The sequence below is a fragment of the Glycomyces paridis genome, from assembly GCF_004912155.1.
GTDB classification, from domain to species: domain Bacteria; phylum Actinomycetota; class Actinomycetes; order Mycobacteriales; family Micromonosporaceae; genus Glycomyces; species Glycomyces paridis.
In genome coordinates this window covers 1-16799 of record NZ_STGX01000001.1, presented here as the reverse complement: position 1 = coordinate 16799, position 16799 = coordinate 1, and the positions used below count along the sequence as shown (strand labels likewise).

Annotated in this window: 16 protein-coding genes; 5 read left to right on the top strand and 11 right to left on the bottom strand. The window is 70.8% G+C overall.

Annotation, left to right across the window (positions count from 1 at the left end; all coding sequences use genetic code 11):
- A partial coding sequence (locus E9998_RS00080; RefSeq protein ID WP_420842398.1) for an adenylate/guanylate cyclase domain-containing protein occupies positions 1-531 on the bottom strand: 531 nt, incomplete at its 3' end.
- A 732-nt stretch (positions 532-1263) separates the two neighbouring features.
- Here E9998_RS00080 and E9998_RS00075 point away from each other — a divergent pair.
- The 4 genes from E9998_RS00075 (at position 1264) to E9998_RS00060 (ending at position 6546) form a co-directional block, all read left to right on the top strand.
- Positions 1264-2208 (top strand): lytic transglycosylase domain-containing protein, encoded by a 945-nt coding sequence (locus E9998_RS00075; RefSeq protein ID WP_136527681.1) that lies wholly within the window; start codon positions 1264-1266, stop codon positions 2206-2208.
- 69 nt (positions 2209-2277) lie between these two features.
- A complete protein-coding gene (locus E9998_RS00070) occupies positions 2278-3309 on the top strand; it encodes a GNAT family N-acetyltransferase (protein WP_136527680.1) in 1032 nt (343 codons plus the stop codon).
- 111 nt (positions 3310-3420) lie between these two features.
- Entirely contained in the window at positions 3421-5187 is a 1767-nt protein-coding gene (locus tag E9998_RS00065) for a potassium channel family protein (RefSeq protein ID WP_136527679.1), read from the top strand.
- A 108-nt stretch (positions 5188-5295) separates the two neighbouring features.
- Positions 5296-6546: a trypsin-like serine peptidase gene (locus tag E9998_RS00060; RefSeq protein ID WP_136527678.1), complete on the top strand. Its 1251-nt coding sequence runs from the start codon at positions 5296-5298 to the stop codon at positions 6544-6546.
- A 259-nt stretch (positions 6547-6805) separates the two neighbouring features.
- On the opposite strand, the gene E9998_RS00055 is transcribed toward E9998_RS00060, so the two are convergent.
- The 4 genes from E9998_RS00055 to E9998_RS00040 all read right to left on the bottom strand — a co-directional run bounded on the left by E9998_RS00055 (position 6806) and on the right by E9998_RS00040 (position 10841).
- Positions 6806-8569 carry a hypothetical protein gene (locus E9998_RS00055; RefSeq protein ID WP_136527677.1) on the bottom strand — a complete coding sequence of 588 codons (1764 nt, stop codon included), beginning with the start codon at positions 8567-8569 and terminating at the stop codon, positions 6806-6808.
- A 2-nt stretch (positions 8570-8571) separates the two neighbouring features.
- Positions 8572-9291, bottom strand: coding sequence for a hypothetical protein (locus tag E9998_RS25040; RefSeq protein ID WP_158299637.1), 720 nt, complete (start codon positions 9289-9291; stop codon positions 8572-8574).
- A 13-nt stretch (positions 9292-9304) separates the two neighbouring features.
- Entirely contained in the window at positions 9305-9637 is a 333-nt protein-coding gene (locus E9998_RS00045) for a hypothetical protein (RefSeq protein ID WP_136527676.1), read from the bottom strand.
- Positions 9638-9839: 202 nt separating this feature from the next.
- Entirely contained in the window at positions 9840-10841 is a 1002-nt protein-coding gene (locus E9998_RS00040) for an aldo/keto reductase (protein WP_136527675.1), read from the bottom strand.
- A gap of 174 nt (positions 10842-11015) precedes the next feature.
- On the opposite strand from E9998_RS00040, the gene E9998_RS00035 reads away from it, so the two are divergent.
- The gene (locus tag E9998_RS00035) at positions 11016-11657 is read left to right on the top strand and encodes a hypothetical protein (RefSeq protein ID WP_136527674.1); all 642 of its coding nucleotides are present in this window, start codon (positions 11016-11018) and stop codon (positions 11655-11657) included.
- Between the two features lie 75 nt (positions 11658-11732).
- On the opposite strand, the gene E9998_RS00030 is transcribed toward E9998_RS00035, so the two are convergent.
- The 6 genes from E9998_RS00030 to E9998_RS00005 form a co-directional block, all read right to left on the bottom strand.
- Positions 11733-12191: a hypothetical protein gene (locus E9998_RS00030; protein WP_136527673.1), complete on the bottom strand. Its 459-nt coding sequence runs from the start codon at positions 12189-12191 to the stop codon at positions 11733-11735.
- 162 nt (positions 12192-12353) lie between these two features.
- Positions 12354-12962, bottom strand: a complete 609-nt coding sequence (locus E9998_RS00025) for a CPCC family cysteine-rich protein (protein WP_204745162.1) — start codon at positions 12960-12962, stop codon at positions 12354-12356.
- Positions 12963-13055: 93 nt separating this feature from the next.
- On the bottom strand, positions 13056-14219 hold the full coding sequence (gene mqnC / locus E9998_RS00020) for a cyclic dehypoxanthinyl futalosine synthase (RefSeq protein WP_136527671.1): 1164 nt from the start codon (positions 14217-14219) through the stop codon (positions 13056-13058).
- Between the two features lie 80 nt (positions 14220-14299).
- Positions 14300-15067, bottom strand: a complete 768-nt coding sequence (locus tag E9998_RS00015; RefSeq protein ID WP_158299636.1) for an FAD-binding oxidoreductase — start codon at positions 15065-15067, stop codon at positions 14300-14302.
- Positions 15068-15095: 28 nt separating this feature from the next.
- Positions 15096-15965, bottom strand: a complete 870-nt coding sequence (locus tag E9998_RS00010; RefSeq protein WP_204745161.1) for a menaquinone biosynthetic enzyme MqnA/MqnD family protein — start codon at positions 15963-15965, stop codon at positions 15096-15098.
- 210 nt (positions 15966-16175) lie between these two features.
- Positions 16176-16478, bottom strand: coding sequence for an HPr family phosphocarrier protein (locus tag E9998_RS00005; RefSeq protein ID WP_136527669.1), 303 nt, complete (start codon positions 16476-16478; stop codon positions 16176-16178).
- Between the last annotated feature and the right edge of the window lie 321 nt (positions 16479-16799).

Sequence of the window (16799 nt, the reverse complement as noted above, 5' to 3'; positions counted from 1 at the left end):
GGCGTCGGGGAGGCCGGGCGCGGTGAGCTGGACGAGTTCGGTCGCTCCGGGCAGGCCGCGCAGTTCGAAGTCGCCGAGGCGGCGCAGGCCGTGCGGGGGGAGCCCGGCGGCGGCGGCGCAGGCGTCGGAGGCGAGGATCTGGTCGCCGTGGGCGGCGGAGCAGATGCGGGCGGTGCGGTGGACTTCGGGCGTGGCGTAGCCGCCGGCGGAGGGCCAGGCCTCGCCGGTGTGCAGGCCCATGCGCACGCGCGGGCGGACCGTCCCGGCGCCGTGGTCGGGCCATTCGGCGGCGCGCAGGGCGGCCTGGATGGCGACGGCGGCGGTGCAGGCGTCGGCGGCGTCGTGGAAGGCGACGAAGAAGGAGTCGCCCTCGGTGTCGATCTCGCAGCCGCCGGTCGCGCGCAGGACCTCGCGGACGAGGGCGCGGTGGCGGTGGAGGACGACGCGGTAGCGTTCGGCGCCGAGCCCGGAGGCGAGGCGGGTGGATCCCTCGATGTCGGTGAACATGAACGTGACGTCGCCGGCCGGCAGCGGCGCCGGCCGGGTCTCGACGGGCCGGGCGCCGTTGCCGCGGTCCGCGATTCGAACGACCACATCGGACACGCCAATGAGGTCGGTCCGTTCGCCCCTGCGGGGCGCGGCGCATTCGGCGCCGGAGTCGAGTCCGGCCCCGTCGCCTTGTGGCAGCGCGGTTTCCGCCGCCGGATATCCCGGTCCATTGTCCCCGAGGGGCAGGGCGAGGGAGGTCAGTGCGGTGTGCGTTGCCGTTGTCGTATCCACGTGTCGATCAACTTTCGTTCAGCCCCCGTATGCCGGGCTGTGGCGCGCTGGTGCGCGGGCACAATGCCCAGCGGCCTCACAGTGTCTCCCCCATCTCAGTCGGTTACCTGCCGTGATGGGAACTGGCACTCGGTCTGACTCTGTCTCCTGCCAAGACGCGGTCGTGAGGCCTTCTCTGCGCGGGTTTGCTCGTGGCAACCACCGATCCGAAAGGAGAACGATCTGGGCGGCCGCTGGTGGCGGGCTTTTCCGGAATTGTTGGCGCTCAGGCGTTGCCCGCGGGGAGGGAATTAGGGAATACTCGCTTTCAGCCGGGTGGCGCGGACCGCATCGTCCCGCCAGGCGGGACCGGTGCCCACGGCAGGTCCGGACCGGTACGGCCGCGGGTGCATACTGGGCCCCGCGACGACGCCGCACCGTCCCCGCGCCCGGCCCCCGCCCGCAGAGACCTCGACGCCCCCTCCGAATGGGAGAGTCCCCGCAGTGAAGCCGCAGAGCCCGCCGCCCTGGCCGCCGGTCACCGCACAGGCGACCCCGGAACCGGTGGCGACCGGCCCCGCGCCCGCCCGCGCGCGACTCCCCCGCCTGCTCCTGCGCGCCGCCCGGTGGACCGCCGTCCTGCCGTGGCGGGCCCTCAAAGCCCTCGGCAGGGGCGTGCGCGCCTGCGCCCGGGCCCTGAACGCACCGACCGGGCGCCTCGGCGTCCAGGTCGCCCTCACCGTCCTGGCCCTGGCCGGGACCCTCGCCGCCGGCTGGCTCCTCGTGCCCGGCGCCGGCCCCGCCTGGTCCTTCGGCACCGAACCGAGCGCCCAGACCGAAGAGGCCCCCCTCGTGCTCGCCCCCGAGGACGCCCCCGTCCCCGGCCTGCCCGCCGAGACCGACCCGGTCGACGGCGCCACCACCGCCTCGCCCACCGACGCGGCCACCTCCAGCGCCGCCGCCGACCTCGACGCCTGGGCCAGGAGCCTCACCCACCTCGGCATCTCCGAACGGGCCCTGCTCTCCTACGGGCGCGCCGAACTCCTCTCCGACTTCCAGAACCCCGGCTGCAACCTGTCGTGGACCACGCTCGCGGGCATCGGCGCCGTCGAGACCAACCACGGCACCACCGGCGGCAACCGCCTCCAAGCCGACGGCACCACCCTCACTCCGATCATCGGCGCCGACTACCAGGAGAAAGGCCCGATGCAGTTCCTCGACTCGACGTGGGAGACCTGGAAGGCCGACGGCAACGGCGACGGCGAGTACGACCCGCACAACATCGACGACGCCACCACCGCCGCCGCGAACTACCTGTGCCACGACGGCCACGACATGACCGACCCGGCCGACTGGTACGAGGCCGTCTACAGCTACAACCACCTCGACTCCTACGTGCGGCAGGTCTTCGACCGCGCCGACGACTACGGCAGGAAGAGCACCGCCTGAGCCGCGCCCACGGCTGCGGGCTGTGAGATCGGGGTTCCGTTCGGTGACGATTTCGGGTAAGGATAAGAGATGCCCCTGACGCAGCTCGCCCCCGGCGAGATGACCGACGACGACCTCCGCGACTGGTGCTCGGTGCTCAACGACATGACCGCCGCCGACATGCCCGCCGAGCCGCGCTGGCGCACCGACCGGCTGCGCGACTACCTGGAGGCGACCCTCCCGGAGGACCGCAGGTACCTGTTCCTCGACCGCGACGACGACGGCGACCTCGTCGGCCACGCCAGCCTCATCCTGTTCGGCGGCGGCGGCGAGCAGTCCGGCACCGGCGTCGTCGAGCTCTCCACCCGCCCCTCCGCGCGCGGCGCCGGCGTCGGCACGCGCCTGCTGCGCGCCGTCGCCGAATGCGCGAAGGCGAACGGCTGCCGGACCCTGTCCGTCGAGGTCATCGCCACCACGCCCGCCGTCGGCTTCTACAACCGCCACGGCTTCGCCCGCAACGTCGTCGAACAGCGCCACCTCCTGCGCTGGTCCGACATCGACTGGGAGAAGATCGAGCACGCCGCAGGGCGCCTCGCCGCCGGGTACCGGCTCGAATACCACGCCGGCGGCGTCCCCGACCGGCTCATGGACTCCTACGCCGACGTCAAGGCCAACCTGCGCTCCAGCCCCGGCAACGTCGCGTTCGTGCCCGAATGGCGCGGCTCCGCGTACGCCCCCGCCCTGCGCGACTCCTTCCAGACCCTCGCGCGGCGCGGCATGCGCTCGCACATCGCCGTCGCCATCAGCGAGCCCTTCGGGAACGTCGTCGGCCTGACCGAACTCGTCGTCTCCGCGCAGCGGCCCACCCGCGCCGACCAGTACGACACCGTCGTCGCCCCCCAGCACCGCTCCTACGGCCTCGCCATGTCCATGAAGGCCCGGCTCCTCACCGAACTGCGCCGCGCCGAACCACAACTCGTCGACGTCCAGACCTGGACCATGGAGACCGCCGACGACGTCCGCTGGATCAACGCCGAACTCGGCTTCGCCCACGACGTCGACTGGTACGACTACGGCGCCGACATCGACCGGCTCCTGGCACGCCTCGACCGGCGCCGCTGAACCACTGCCGCCGAACCGGCACACCCGCACCGGGCCCGTTGCGCCCCAAGCGCTCCCGACCGCGACCGCGCGGACACACCCGGTTCGCCCGAACTCACTACACTGGCGCACATGCACCCCCGCCAGCCCAGGTTCGAGGACGCCCACCCCGAACGACGCGTCATCGTCGTCGGCGACAACGGCCTGACGCTGCGGTTCATCAAGAACCTCATCGACCGCTTCTCCTTCCGCGTCATCGCCGTCATCCCCGCCGGCCCCGGCGGCCAGCGCGACGAGATCCGCCGCGAAGCCCAGGAGAACCGCAACCTCTCCGTCCTCGAAGCGCACCGCGTCACCGCCGACACCGTCCGCGAGGCGGGGCTCACCGACGCGTACGCCGTCGCCCTCATGGACCAGAACGACGTCGGCAACCTCCACCTCGCCCTCAAGATCCGCGAGATGTCGCACTACCTCGGCGACGAGACCCTCCCGCGCCTGGTCATCCGCATGTACAACCGGGGCCTGCGCGACCACATGCAGAAACTCCTCGGCGACGAGGGCGTCTTCGTCGAGTCCGACGCCGACATGGTCGCGCGCACCTACGCGGCCGCCGCCCTCGGGCAGATCCCGCCCGGCGACATCGACATCTGGAAGCGGCGCCTGTACCTCACCCGCGTGGTCGACCCGAAAGCCCAGGCGCAATGGGTGGTCGCCGCCGGAAACGGCTTCGGGGTCGACATGATCCCCGACGACGCCGAGGAGGAGGCGGTGCGGCTCCTGTGCCTCGCGCCCGAGCAGCGGCGCCGCTGGTACAAGCCGATGCCCGAGGCCGCGGTGCGGTTCGTGCGCCAGACCATGCACCTGCTGCGGCGCACGTTCACCAAGGGGCTGTGGATCGCGGTCGCGTTCCTGTCGGCGATCATGCTCGGCGGCCTGTACTCGCTCACCCACTTCGACAGCTCCGGCGACACGGCGGTCTCCGGGATCGGCGACGCCCTGTACGTCCTGGCGCTCATGGCGGGCGGCGGGTTCGACCCGAACACGGGCGAGGGGTGGGAGCTCATGCTCACGCGGGCGGCCGTGGTGCTCTCCGGGGCGCTGCTGGTGCCGCTGCTCACCGGTGCGATCGTCCAGGCGGTGGTCGAGCGGCGGTACGCGCTGGCGGAGGGGCGGATGGTGCGGGCGGTCCGCGACCACGTCATCGTGGTGGGCCTGGGGAACATGGGGACTCGTGTCGTGGAGACGCTGCGGCAGCGGCGCATCCCGGTGGTGGCGATCGAGAAGGACCGCCGCGCGGCGGGCGTCCAGGCGGCGCGAGCGGCGGGCGCGCAGGTGCTCCTCGCGGACGCGAGCCGTCCTGAGACGTTGCAGGAGGCGGAGATCAAGTACTGCCGGTCGCTGGTGGCGATGGCGAAGCAGGACTCGGCGAACCTGGAGACGGCGCTGTCGGGTCTGGAGTGCAAGCCCGATCTGCGCACGGTCATGCGGATCTACAATCCCGAGTTCGCCTCGCTGATCCGCCGGAACCTCAACCTGGGGCAGACCGCGCCGCTCCACGAGGGCTCGCAGCATTCCTCGTACAGTGCGCCGCAGGTCGCGGCGGCGTCGTTCGCGCGGGCGCTGACCGACGACGAGATCCTGGAGACGATCCCGGTGCGCGGCCAGATCGCCTACATCGCGGAGGCGGCGGTCGAGGAGGGTTCGCGTCTGGACGACGCGCCCGCGCACGAGGCGACGCTCGCGGGCTCGCACCGGCTCATGGCCGTCAAGCGGGCGAGCGGGCGCATCTCCTGGAACCCGGACGCGGCCTTCCGGATCGTGCACGGGGACACCCTGCTGGTGCTGGCGACCCGGCGGGGGCTCGACGCGATCCTGCGGCGCTGCCGCCCGGACCGCTGAGGCACCGGCCCCGATCGTGTGACGCGTGCCGTCCCGCGCGCGGCGACGCAACTTCCCCGCGCCTCGCTCGTTGAACGGTCGACACATCTCTCTCGAAAGGGGCCGACCGTGGCTGCAAGCGCGCGGAAACCGCGAACCGGACGAAGCGGCGCGCAGCGTCGGCGACGCAAGATCCTCCTGGCCGCGACCGCGGGGGCCCTGGCGGTCGGCGGCGCGGCCGTGGTCGTCCCGAGCGCGTTCGCCGAGGACGACCCGGTCGAGGCGGTCCTGGGCGGCGCCGCCGAGCTGCTGCCGGTGGACGACGACCTCTTGGGACTCTTGGACGTCGGCGAGGTCACCGAGCTGGCGGAGTCGCTGACGTACGCGGACGACGCCGACATGCTGAAGGTCTCGGGGCCCGACGCCGGCTACGTCAAGGTCCACTTCGAGCGGCTGCTGCTGGACGCGGGCGACTACCTCACCGTCTCCAGCCCCGACGGCGCCGAGTCCTACCGCTACGACGAGTCCATGATGGACGCCTGGGCGACTTCGATCACCGGCGACACGGCGATCGTCGAGCTGCACCGCGGCGCCGAATCGGTCGCCTCCACCGCACTCGGCGCCGTCATCGACAAGGCCGCCTACGGGTTCGCGCCCGACGTGGTCGACGGCATGGCCGAGGACCGGGCCGACCGGGCGCGGCCCGAGGAGAGCGTCTGCTCGGGCGACGAGAAGCGCTCCTCGGCGTGCTACCGCACCTCCTACCCGGACGTGGTCGACCACGCCGAACCGGTCGCGCGGCTCCTCATCGACGGCACCGTCCTGTGCACGGCGTTCCGCGTCGGCGAGGACAACCGGCTGCTGACCAACCACCACTGCTTCACCGAGACCCGGGAGGCCGAGCAGACCGAGGTCTGGTTCGGCTACGACTGCGTCGCCTGCGGCGCCGACCTCGCCAACCTCCCGGTCAAGGTCGACGGCGCGGAGGTCCTCGCGACCTCCAAGCCCCTCGACTACACCCTGTTCACCGTCCGGGACTTCGACCGCATCGAGCAGTTCGGGTACCTCGAACTGTCCGACGAGCCGGCCGCCCGCGGCGAGGCGATCTACATCCCCCAGCACCCGGCGGGCCGCCCCACCGAGATCGCCATGGAGTCCTCCGTCGACGGCGGCAACTGCGTCGTCAAGAACCCCGTCTTCGACGGCTACGTCGCCGGCAGCGACGTCTCCTACTACTGCGACACCGAGTTCGGATCCTCCGGCTCCCCCGTCCTCTCCCGCGACACCCACGAGGTCATCGCCCTCCACCACTTCGGCGGCTGCCCCAACTCCGGCGTGAGCGCCATGCTCATCGAAGAGGAGATCGGCCACCTCATCTGAGCCGCAAGGACAAAGGGGGCGGGACCGATGGTCCCGCCCCCTTTCGCATCGCTCGACTCGCCAACCGCAGGCGGCCTTCCGCGCGAACCGAGCGGCCCCGATACGATCTGCGCCGCATCCAGGCCAGACTTCCCCGCGTCCGCGCTAGCCGAAGCCGGAGAGCATTGATCGTGCCCGCTCGGCGTGAGTTTGCGACGGAGCCGGGCGGACACGAGTATGCGAGCCCCGGCCTTCGCAGGCCGGGGCGTCGTCGTTCACTTCAGATGAGCGGGTCGTTGTCGTCGCTGAACCGCGCCAGGCCCCAGATGTCCTCGTCCTCGGTCAACCAGGTCCCCGTGCTCGCCTCTTCTTCGCCCGGGGCGCCACCGGCGCCCCGGCCGCCGCCCATCATGCCCCCGGCACCGGCCTTGCCACCCGCGCCGGCCGCACCCGCGCCCTTGCCGAACAGGCCGCCGCTCTTGCCGCCCATACCGCCCGCACGACCGCCAGCGCCCATACCGCCCGCACGACCGCCGACACCACCGCCGCCCGCGCCCGAGCCGCCCATGGCCGGACCGAACAGGCCCGCACCGGAACCGAGACCTGCGCCCGACCCCATGCCGGCGCCCGTGCCGCCGCCGAGACCGGTGCCCGAACCCAGGCCCGTCCCCGGCAGCGTGCCCAAGCCGCCGCCGGAGGCCAGACCGCCCGAGCCGTCCTCGTCGTCGCCGCCGTCGTACTCCCACGGGTTGTACCCGGTGTCGACGCCGCCGTTGCCGCCGATGTTCCCCACGTTCCCGCCCGGACCGAACGTGGTCGTGGTCGGCGGCGGGGTCAGCCCGGACGTGCCCGAACCGCTCGGGCTGCCGTTGAAGCTCCCCCCGCCCGGCGGGGTGTAGCCCGACTCGGTCAGGTCCCCGGACGACTCGCGGAACGTCGAGTCCCGCGAGGGCTCGACCGTCGGCACGAACTCGGCGGCGGACGACTCGGCGTCCTGCCAACGGGCCGTGACGGTGTCGTTCTGCTCCGCCGCACGGGCCTCGTAGTCCTGGGAGCCTTCGTCGTAGTCGCGCTCGGCCCGTTCGTTGGCGTCCTGCTGCGCAAGGCGCTCGGCCTCAGCCCGCAGCGACGCCTCCTGTTCGGGAGTCAGCTTGGTCGCCTCGGTCTTCTCCGCGGCGTCCATCCCGGTCGTGTCCACACCGGCAACGTGCTCGGCCTTGAGGTTCGCGAGATGGAACTCGGTCTGGTCGACCACGTACTGGTTCAGCTCTTCGGTGTACTCACCGTCGAACCCGCCGAGCTCCATGGCGCCCTTGACACCGTCGTCCTCACCGTCGAACGAGCAGCCGTCCGTGATCTCGCACTCGCCGGAGTGGAACGGCGGCCTGGTGTGAATCCTCGTGTCGGTGAAGAGGCTCTTCTCGTTCTCAGTCCAGTACTGCGGGGCCGGGTAGGGGAGTTCGCCGGAAGCGCCGCCCTGAAGGTTGTAGATCTCGTCGCCCTTTTGGTTGAGCAGACCGATCATTCCCGTCGAGACGTCACCGATGTCAGAGGTGATCTGCTCGCAGTTGGCGAACACGACCTCCATCTGCTCGGCGAAGGCGTCGAAGTCGTTTCCCTGCCAGCCGTTCGAAAGCTCGGTCAACTTGGTCCGCAGGATCGGCTCGACCGCCGTGTCCGCGTTGCTCCCGAAGTCGAAGTTGAACTCGCCCCACTTGGTGGCGATCTCCTTCAACGCGTACTTGTCCGGGTCGGAGGGTCGCACCTGCGCGACCAAGGACTGGACCTCATCCTGGCTCGGGGCGGCCGTGCCCGTCGCAACGCAGGTGAGGTAGGCGACCTGCCCGGCGACCGGAATGGCCGAGACGAGCTTGACCCAGGCGTCTTCCGCAGGGTTGTGGGTGTTCTGGCAGTCGCCGTTCGGGCAGGGGTCGTTGCCGAGGTAGGCGCCGTCGGCGGACGCCTGCTGACCGTCGATGGCCTCCTGCCCGGCGAGGTCCGCGTTGCCGGAGTAGTCCTGCGTCTCGAATTCGATGTCACTCATGGTTACGCGACCTCCGCGATCCGGTCGTTGACGGTCTGGTTGACCTCGGGCAGATAGGTGTCGACGAACCACTGATTGAGGTCTTCATCGGTGAACGCGAGCGCGGGCTCGGATCCGCCGCGAAGTCCGTAGTCCTGAGTGTGGTACAGGTCGATATGGAAGACCCACTGCCCGTCTCGTGCGATCACTTGGACATTGGGCTGGCTGGTGTCACCGGTCCAGGAGACGATGGTTCCCTGGTCCCAAGGGTCGCCGAACTCTTCGCTCTCGGCCTCATCCCATTTGGCCGATTCCGATTCGGCGGCGGACACCCGCTCCTCGTAGACCGTTGCGGCCTGCTCTTCGCTCTCGGTCGGGATGATCTTGACCTGGATTTCGCCGTTCATCGGAATGCCATCGAGAACGTCCAGGTAGATGAGTCCGTTGCAGCCGACCGCAGCCGGGTCCAAGGTGTTGCCGATTTCGGAGTTCCCCGGATCGCCGCCCGCGCTGGTGGACGACCCGTAGCCCTGAATGCCCATGAACTCGGTGATCGGCTGGAGGTTGCCCAGGACCTCGCAGGCGTTCCAGGAGGCGATCTCGTCGTAGACGGCGTTGCCGCCGCCGTCGTCGCCGCCGTTCGCCTCGCCGGAGGTGTCGTCGCCGCCGAGCATGCCGCAGCCGCTCAGGAGCAGGGCGGCGGAGCCGGTGGCGGCGAGGGTCTTGAAGAGTGTGCGCTTCATCGGTGCAGGGGTCCTAAGCGTTGTCGACATCGGATTGGCTCGAACTGAACTCGGCGAGGTTCAGCTCTTCGGAGTCGGTGTGGACGCCGAGGGACTCGTTGATGGTGACGATCGCGCCGTAGAGGTCGGCGCGGAGCTTCTGGAGGTTGTTCCAGACCTCCTCGTGGGCGGCCGCGTAGTCGAGGCGGGCCTGCTGGGAGGAGTCGAGGAGGCCGAACCCGGGCTCGACGCCGAGTTCGTTGCCGGTGCGCAGCATGGCGATCTTCTCGGTCACGAAATTGAAGCGCGCGACGATCTCGTCGCGGTACGCCTCAAGGTAGGCGGGATCAAGCACACGCTGGGCCACGGCAGGGACCTCCGGGGGATTTCGACTGTTTTAGCTGTCAGTCTCGATGGTAGCGGAGCGTCACCAAGGGCACGGTTCGCCCGTGTGCGCATGGCACGAACTGAGGGTCACCGCGCCGGTCGAAAGCCGATGCCCGAATCGTCCCCGCGGCCGCGCTCGGGCATCGGCCGCCGGGGCCGGTCCGGCCCCGGCGGTCCTGCTCTCAGCTGCGGATGAAGCGGTCGAGAAGGTCGAACGGGTAGGGCTTGGGCTTGTCGCCCGCCGCGGTGAGCCGCTCGGCGTGTTCGGGTTCCAGCCGCAGGTCGACCACCGCGAGGTGGTCCTCCAGGTGCGCCGGCGTTCGGGGGCCGATGATCGGGGCGGTGACGCCCGGCCGGTCCATCAGCCAGCGCAACCCCACCTGTGCCGGGGTCCAACCGGTCTTCTCGGCGACCTCGTGCAGGGTGTCGAGTACCCGCCAGGTGCGTTCGTCGGCGTCCGCGTCCCACGGCCGGGAGGTCTCTTTCGCCTTGGTTTCGGCGCGGCTTCCGGGAGGGGGACCCTCCATGCCTCGGCGATAGGAGCCCGCGAGCCAGCCGCCGCGGAGGGGGCTCCAGGGGATGACGCCGACGCCTTCGTTGCGGCACACGGGGATGAGGTCGAGTTCGGTGTCGCGGTCGATGAGGTTGTACAAGGGCTGGAGGCAGGAGAACGGCTCCCAGCCGTGCAGGCGCGCGGAGTCGATCGACTTCTGGAGCTGCCATCCGGCGTAGTTGCTGGCCCCCAGGAAGCGGACCTTGCCGCTGCGCACCAGGTCGTCGAGGGTCGAGAGGGTCTCCTCGATCGGAGTCGCGTCATCGAAGACATGGATCTGGTACAGGTCGATGTAGTCGGTCCGCAACCGCTTCAGGCTGGCCTCGACGGCGCTGCGGAGGTGCTTGCGGCCCGCGCCGCCGTCGTTGGACGCCTTGCCCATGTCGCCGTAGGCCTTCGTGGCGATCACGAGGTCGTCGCGGGATCGCTGCTTCTGCCAGTTCCCGACGATCGTTTCGGACCCGCCGATGCTGTAGACGTCGGCGGTGTCGATGAAGTCGCCGCCCGCTTCGGTGAAGCGGTCGAGCATGGCGTGTGAGGTCGGCTCGTCGGTCGCCGCCCCGAAGGACATGGTGCCCAGGCACAGTTCGCTGACTTTCAGGCCGGTGCGGCCGAGGTATCGGTGTTCCATGTCCCGGACGCTAGTGCCTGGAGTGGACTCCAAGGCAAATCTCCAGGTGAATCGGTGCAGCAGTTCAGGTTTCGGAGAATTGTCCGGCTGTCGTACGCTTTGACCGAGAACAAGGTCATGTCGCCGTCCGCTCACATACGGCAGCGAGATCCCCTACCCCCTTAAGGAACCGCCTTGAACTACGCGAATCCCCACCAGGCCTACCAGCCGCCCGCGCCCTACCAGCCGGAACCGAGTGCGCTGCCGAAGAAACCGAGCGGCGCCGCGTTCGCGCAGGTGGCGGCGTTCGTCGTCGCGCTCGCGTCCCCGGCGCTCATCCTCCTGCTGCTGTGGCGGCTGACCGAACTCGACACCTCGCGCCAGCAGTGGGAGGAGTTCGGTTTCGACATGGGAGAGACGGGGCGGTCGCCTTTGGAGATGATCCGGGAGGAGTTCCCGGTCGAGTCCGCCGTCGTGTTCGCGCTGCCGGTCGTGCTGCTGCTGTTCGCGCTGATCACCGCGATCGGCTTGCAGCGCCGCAGCAGGGGCGCGCGGATCTTCGGGGCGATCTGGTCGGGCGTGATGTTCCTGCCTCTCGCCGCGTGGGGCGCGATGTCGGTGATCCTCATGGTCAACGTCGAGTCCAAGACCGACGCCTTCAATCTCGGCCCGATCGACCCGGTCACGCTGAACGCGGTCCTCGGCAGCGCCGCGGCCGTCGCCGACCTGCTGCTGTTCATCCTGCTGTGCAGCGGCAAGGTCCGCCGCTGGTCCCCCAAGAAGACCAATGCGGTGCCGGCGCAGGGCCAGTACCGGCCGTTCACCTACGCCCCGTAGAGCCAAGGGCCACAGGGCTGGTGACGCCGTTCGAGGCCGGACCGCTGCTGCGGTCCGGCCTCGAACGCTCTCGGATCAGATGGTGATGTACTGCACGGGGCTGAACTGCCATTCGCCGTCCTCGTACCAGCTCGACGCCCATTTGACGAGGTGGCCGTTGGTGAGGTTCTTGTCGCAGCGGGCCCAATCGCCGTAGCCCTCGGCGCTTTGGCACACACCCCAGCGCTTGCTGTCGAGGTCGACCCACCACAACCGGACGTCGATGGCGTCCCACTCGTCGTCGCGGAGCCAGAAGACGTCGCCGTAGGGCTGGACGCAGGCTCTGACGTACTCGTTGTCGACGCATTCTCGATTGTGGTCGGTCAGTCCGTGGAGCTTGGCCCAGTTGAACTCCCGGTCCTCGGGCTTGTGGTCGTACCCGAGGATCGAAACGTCATCGGCGGCGGCCGCGGGCGTGGTGCCGAGCATCAGCAGGAGGATCGCCGCGACCAGGACGGCCGCCGCCGAAACGGACGTCTTGATGATGGAGCGCATGGTCCCTCCATTGGGAGCGTCGAGTGCTTGCGGGCTCTCGGATTCGGAGTCCGGAATCGTCGCGCCCTACGCTACGTGCCCGTTCGGCGGCAATGGCGAGGTTCGAATTCTCTATCCACTTTGTCGGGAAGCCGACATCCGCGGTCGCGGTCGGGCTCGCGGTCAGGTCCGGTGCGGGTCGAGGATGACGAGCCGGTCGGCGACGTCCGGCGGGGTGTCGGGCGGCAGCGCGACCGCCGCCAGGAGGGCGCGCAGTGTCTCGGCGTCCGCCGCGGCGACCGGGGTTCGCTCGAAGGCCAAGGCCACGACGAAGTCGTTCGCGGCGAGGCCTGCTTCGCCGTACTCGATGAGGTGCATGACCGACCGGAGCCGCTTCGGCCCGATCGATGCGCCGTACCGCTCGACCTGGCGCAGCAGCCGCTCGGAGTAGTTCGGCCGACGCGGGCCGATGACCCGGCGCCAGTAGGTGGGCCGCCACCAGTAGAGGACCGTCCGGTCGTCGGGCCAGTCGGCGGCGCGGTCGCCGACCTCCTCGAAGTCGTCGGTGGCGCGGTCGAAGTGGCGGAAGCCCGGGTCCCGGCGCACCCGCGGCAGGGAGGGGTCGGGGGTGAACGTCGGCTTCGAGACCCGGTGCTCGCGGTAGTGCCGTTGCGCCTCAATGAGGCTCGGCCGGTTCGCGCCGCCGCGCAGGCCCGGCCAGCGCAGTTGCGCGAGGTCGTCCTCCCAGCCGCAGACCGGGCAGATCCCATGCGAGCCGACCGAGTCGTGCACGAGGCGTCCGCACACCGGGCACGGGTACCGTTCCTCCGTCTCGGGGCGTGGAGCCTCGCCCGCTGGGCGGCCCGGCGTCGCCATCGCGGCCGGTCAGTCCTCGCGGGGGGTGAGTTGGAGTTCCTTGACGATGGTGGAGAAGTGGGAGCGGATGCGGTCGTCGGTGGGGTCGTCCTCGGGGGTCCAGTGGACGGACCTGCGCTCGTAGAGGGTGTCGCGTTGGGCGGGGACGCGGTCGGCGGAGCGGATGAGGCCGATGAGTTCGGAGAGGCGGGACTGGTGGCGGGCGCCGGCGGAGGAGATGACGTTCTCCTCCAGCATGATGGAGCCGAGGTCGTCGACGCCGAGGTGCATGGAGAGCTGCCCGGAGGCCTTCCCGGTGGTGAGCCAGGAGGACTGGAGGTGCTTGACGTTGTGGAAGAACAGGCGCGCGGTCGCCAGGAGCCGCAGGTACTCCAGGGTGGTCGCCTGGGTGCGGCCCTTGAGGTGGTTGTTCTCGGGCTGGTAGGTCCAGGGGATGAAGGAGCGGAAGCCGCCGGTGCGGTCCTGGACGTCGCGGATCATGCGCAGGTGCTCGATGCGTTCGGCGGCGGTCTCGCCGGTGCCCATCATCATCGTCGCGGTCGATTCGAGGCCCTGGCGATGCGCGGCCTCCATGATCTCCAGCCAGCGCTCGCCGGACTCCTTGAGCGGGGCGAGGGCGGTGCGGGGGCGGGCGGGGAGCATCTCGGCGCCCGCGCCGGCGATGGAGTCGAGGCCGGCGGCCTTGATGCGGCGGATGGACTCGTCGATGTCGACGCCGGAGACCTTGGACATGTGGGCGATCTCGGAGGGCCCGATGGAGTGGATCATGAGCTGGGGGTATTCGGCCTTGACGGCGGAGAACAGCTCCTCGTAGTACTCGACGCCGAAGTCGGGGTGGTGGCCGCCCTGGAGCATGACCTGGGTGGCGCCGAGGCTCACGGCCTCGCCGCAGCGGCGCAGGACCTCGTCCATGGGGTGGGCCCAGCCCTCGTCGTGCTTGGGGGCGCGGTAGAAGGCGCAGAACTTGCACGCGGTGACGCACACGTTCGTGTAGTTGATGTTGCGGTCGATGATGTAGGTGACGATGTTGTCGCCGATGACGCGCCGGCGGGCGGCGTCGGCGGCCTCCGCGAGGGGGTGGAAGGGCGCTTCGGTGTAGAGCAGCAGGGCTTCCTCGGCGCTGACGGCGCCGCCGTCGGCGGCGCGGGCGAGGACGTCGTCAATCTCGGCCATGCACGAAGCGTATCGCCGTTGCGGCGGCGTCGGCGGTGCGGCCGCCGGGGGTGACTCGTGCGTTACTGGGGCAGCGGTGCTCAGACGGTGTAGAGCTCGGTGTGGATCTGGTCGGCGCCGGCGTCTTCGAGGACTTCCTTGACGCCGAGGACCATCTCGTAGGGGCCGCAGAGGAACCATTCGTCGATGTCGGCGGGGTCGACGTCGGCGGCGAGGAACGCGCGGAGGCGTTCGGGTGTGAGGCGGCCGGTGAGGAGGGGGGCGCCGCCGTCGCTGCGGGTGCGGATGTGGTGGAGGCGCAGGCGGGGGCCGTGGAGGCGTTGGAGTTCGCGCAGTTCTGCGGCGAACATGGTGGAGTCCTCGGTGCGGTTGGAGTACAGGAGGGTGACGGTGGCGCCGGCGTCGAGCGCGGCGGTGGCGATCGCGATGATCGGGGTGATGCCGGAGCCGGCGACGACGGAGCCGTAGTGGCGGTCGGGGCGGATCTCGGTCCAGAAGTGGCCGAGCGGCGGGAGGACTTCGAGGACGTCGCCGGGGACGAGCTGGCGGTTGGCGTAGCCGGAGAAGGTGCCTTTGGGGATGGAGCGGATGCCCAGGCGCAAGGTGCCGGCCTCGGCGAGTTCGCGGGGGGTGGAGGCGAGGGAGTAGGAGCGGCGCACTTCGGAGCCGTCGGCTTCGACGCGCTGGAAGGTGAGGTGCTGGCCGGGTTTGAAGTCGAACGCGGGCCGCAGGTGCTCGGGGACGGCGAGGGTGACCTCGACGGCGTCCTCGGTCAGGGGGCGGACCCGGCTGACGGTGAGCTTGTGCCAGGACGGGCGGGGTCGGCGCGGCTTCAGTTCGACGGCCACTGGTGCGGTCCCTTCGTCGTGGGGTGGGTCAGCGTTCGAGCGCGGCGAAGAACTCCGGGCCGCCTTCGGGCAGCGCCGGGACCGGCTCGGGGTCCCTCCCGGTGTAACGGGAGGCGCGGGAGGCGAATTCCCGCAGGCCGTCGAGGTGGCGGTCACCGAGGCCGAACTGGAGGCGGTCGAAGTACTCGGCGAGGGCGTCGGGGGCGAACGGCTCCCAGCGGGCGGCGGCGGCCACGACCTCGTCGATCTCGTCGCGGCTGCGGCGGACCGATTCGCGGAAGGCGAGGTGGACATCCTTGACGAGGCCGGGGTGGGCCTCGGCGTAGTCGCGGCGGACGGCCCAGACGGCGAAGACCATGGGCAGGCCGGTCCAGTCGCGCCATTCGGCGGCGAGGTCGAGGACGTGGTTGCCGCGCGGTTCGTGGTGGACGCGGAGCGCCTCGTCGCCGATGAGGACGGCAGCGTCGGCGTCGGCGAGCGCGGCGTCGAGGTCGGGCGCGGTGACGGTGTAGGTCGGGGTGCGGCCGTACCGGTCTTCGAGGAGCATCCGGCCGAGGAGGACGCCGGTGCGCGAGTGGGAGGCGAGGGCGACGCGCGGGGAGGCGGGGAGGTCGTCGAGGGGGGACTTGGTGACGAGGTTGACGCTGAGGACGGGCCCGTCGGCGGCGACGGCGGGGTCGGGGATGAGCAGCAGGTCCTCGGCGTGGCGGAGGTATTCGACGAGGGTGATCGGACCGATGTCGAGGTCGCCGGCGACGAGGAGGCGGCTGAGCTCGTCGGGGGCGGCGCGGTGCAGGTCCACTTCGAGGAGGGCGCCGGTGCGGGCGAGTCCCCAGTAGATGGGCATGCAGTTGAGGAACGCTATGTGGCCGACCCTGGGGCGCCTTGCGATGTTCACGGTTTCGACCGTAGCCTGCCGTGCGCCGCGCGGGCCGCGTACCGGAGGCGGCGTCGCCGACGTCACCGCGGGGCGGAGCGGTGCGGGCGGTCGGGTTGCGGGAGGGCTCGGCGCGGCGGGTCGCACAGCGGGGCGGAGCGGTGCTCCGCCCCGGTGGGCGCCGGGCCGGTCACGGTTCGGCGGTCATGGTCCAGCGGTCAGACCCGGCAGTCAGGGCCCGGCGGGTTCGTCGAGGTCGACGAGGTCGGCCGGGGCCGCGTCGTCGTCGTCCTCGGTGACGAGGGCGACGAGGCGGCCCAGGGTCCGCTCGTCGTCGCTTTCGAGGACGATCTCGTCGCCGGGCCGGACGTCGAGGGTCAGCACCTGGAGGATCGAGCGGGCGTCGTGCGCGTCCCCGCCCGGTTTCGCGATGGTGACCTCTCCTTCGGCCTGCGCGGCGGTCTCGACGAACACCGTCGCGGGCCGCGCCTGAATCCCGACCTCCGTGGTCACTTTCACACGGCGTTCGGCCATGCTGCTCACCCTCCCCGTTCACGCGGGGACGGTCGGCCCTCCCCCGCGAAGCCAGCGGGCCGTCGAGCGGCCCGTCTGCACCAGGATGGACCGGCGGCGGGGACGGCGGGCGCGTTTTCGCCCTATTGCAGCGCGCGGGGGTAAAGCGCGGGAAAGGGCCGCGACCGCCCCACGGGCGTGCACGAGTCCCCGGGTCAGTCCTCGCCTTCGGCGGGTTCGGGTTTCGCGCCGTAGACGGTGGGGCGCGGCAGCGGGATGTGCTCGGGCAGTTCGGAGCGGTCGAGGCGGCCCTTGACCTGGGCGCGGCCGGGCTTGAACCCG

Excerpts from the sequence above, each read along its gene's own strand:
- E9998_RS00070 (WP_136527680.1), top strand. The coding sequence starts at position 2,278 with ATGCCCCTGACGCAGCTCGCCCCCGGCGAGATGACCGACGACGACCTC.
- E9998_RS00065 (WP_136527679.1), top strand. The coding sequence starts at position 3,421 with ATGCACCCCCGCCAGCCCAGGTTCGAGGACGCCCACCCCGAACGACGC.
- E9998_RS00055 (WP_136527677.1), bottom strand. The coding sequence starts at position 8,569 with ATGAGTGACATCGAATTCGAGACGCAGGACTACTCCGGCAACGCGGAC.
- E9998_RS25040 (WP_158299637.1), bottom strand. The coding sequence starts at position 9,291 with ATGAAGCGCACACTCTTCAAGACCCTCGCCGCCACCGGCTCCGCCGCC.
- E9998_RS00040 (WP_136527675.1), bottom strand. The coding sequence starts at position 10,841 with ATGGAACACCGATACCTCGGCCGCACCGGCCTGAAAGTCAGCGAACTG.
- E9998_RS00030 (WP_136527673.1), bottom strand. The coding sequence starts at position 12,191 with ATGCGCTCCATCATCAAGACGTCCGTTTCGGCGGCGGCCGTCCTGGTC.
- mqnC (WP_136527671.1), bottom strand. The coding sequence starts at position 14,219 with ATGGCCGAGATTGACGACGTCCTCGCCCGCGCCGCCGACGGCGGCGCC.
- E9998_RS00005 (WP_136527669.1), bottom strand. The coding sequence starts at position 16,478 with ATGGCCGAACGCCGTGTGAAAGTGACCACGGAGGTCGGGATTCAGGCG.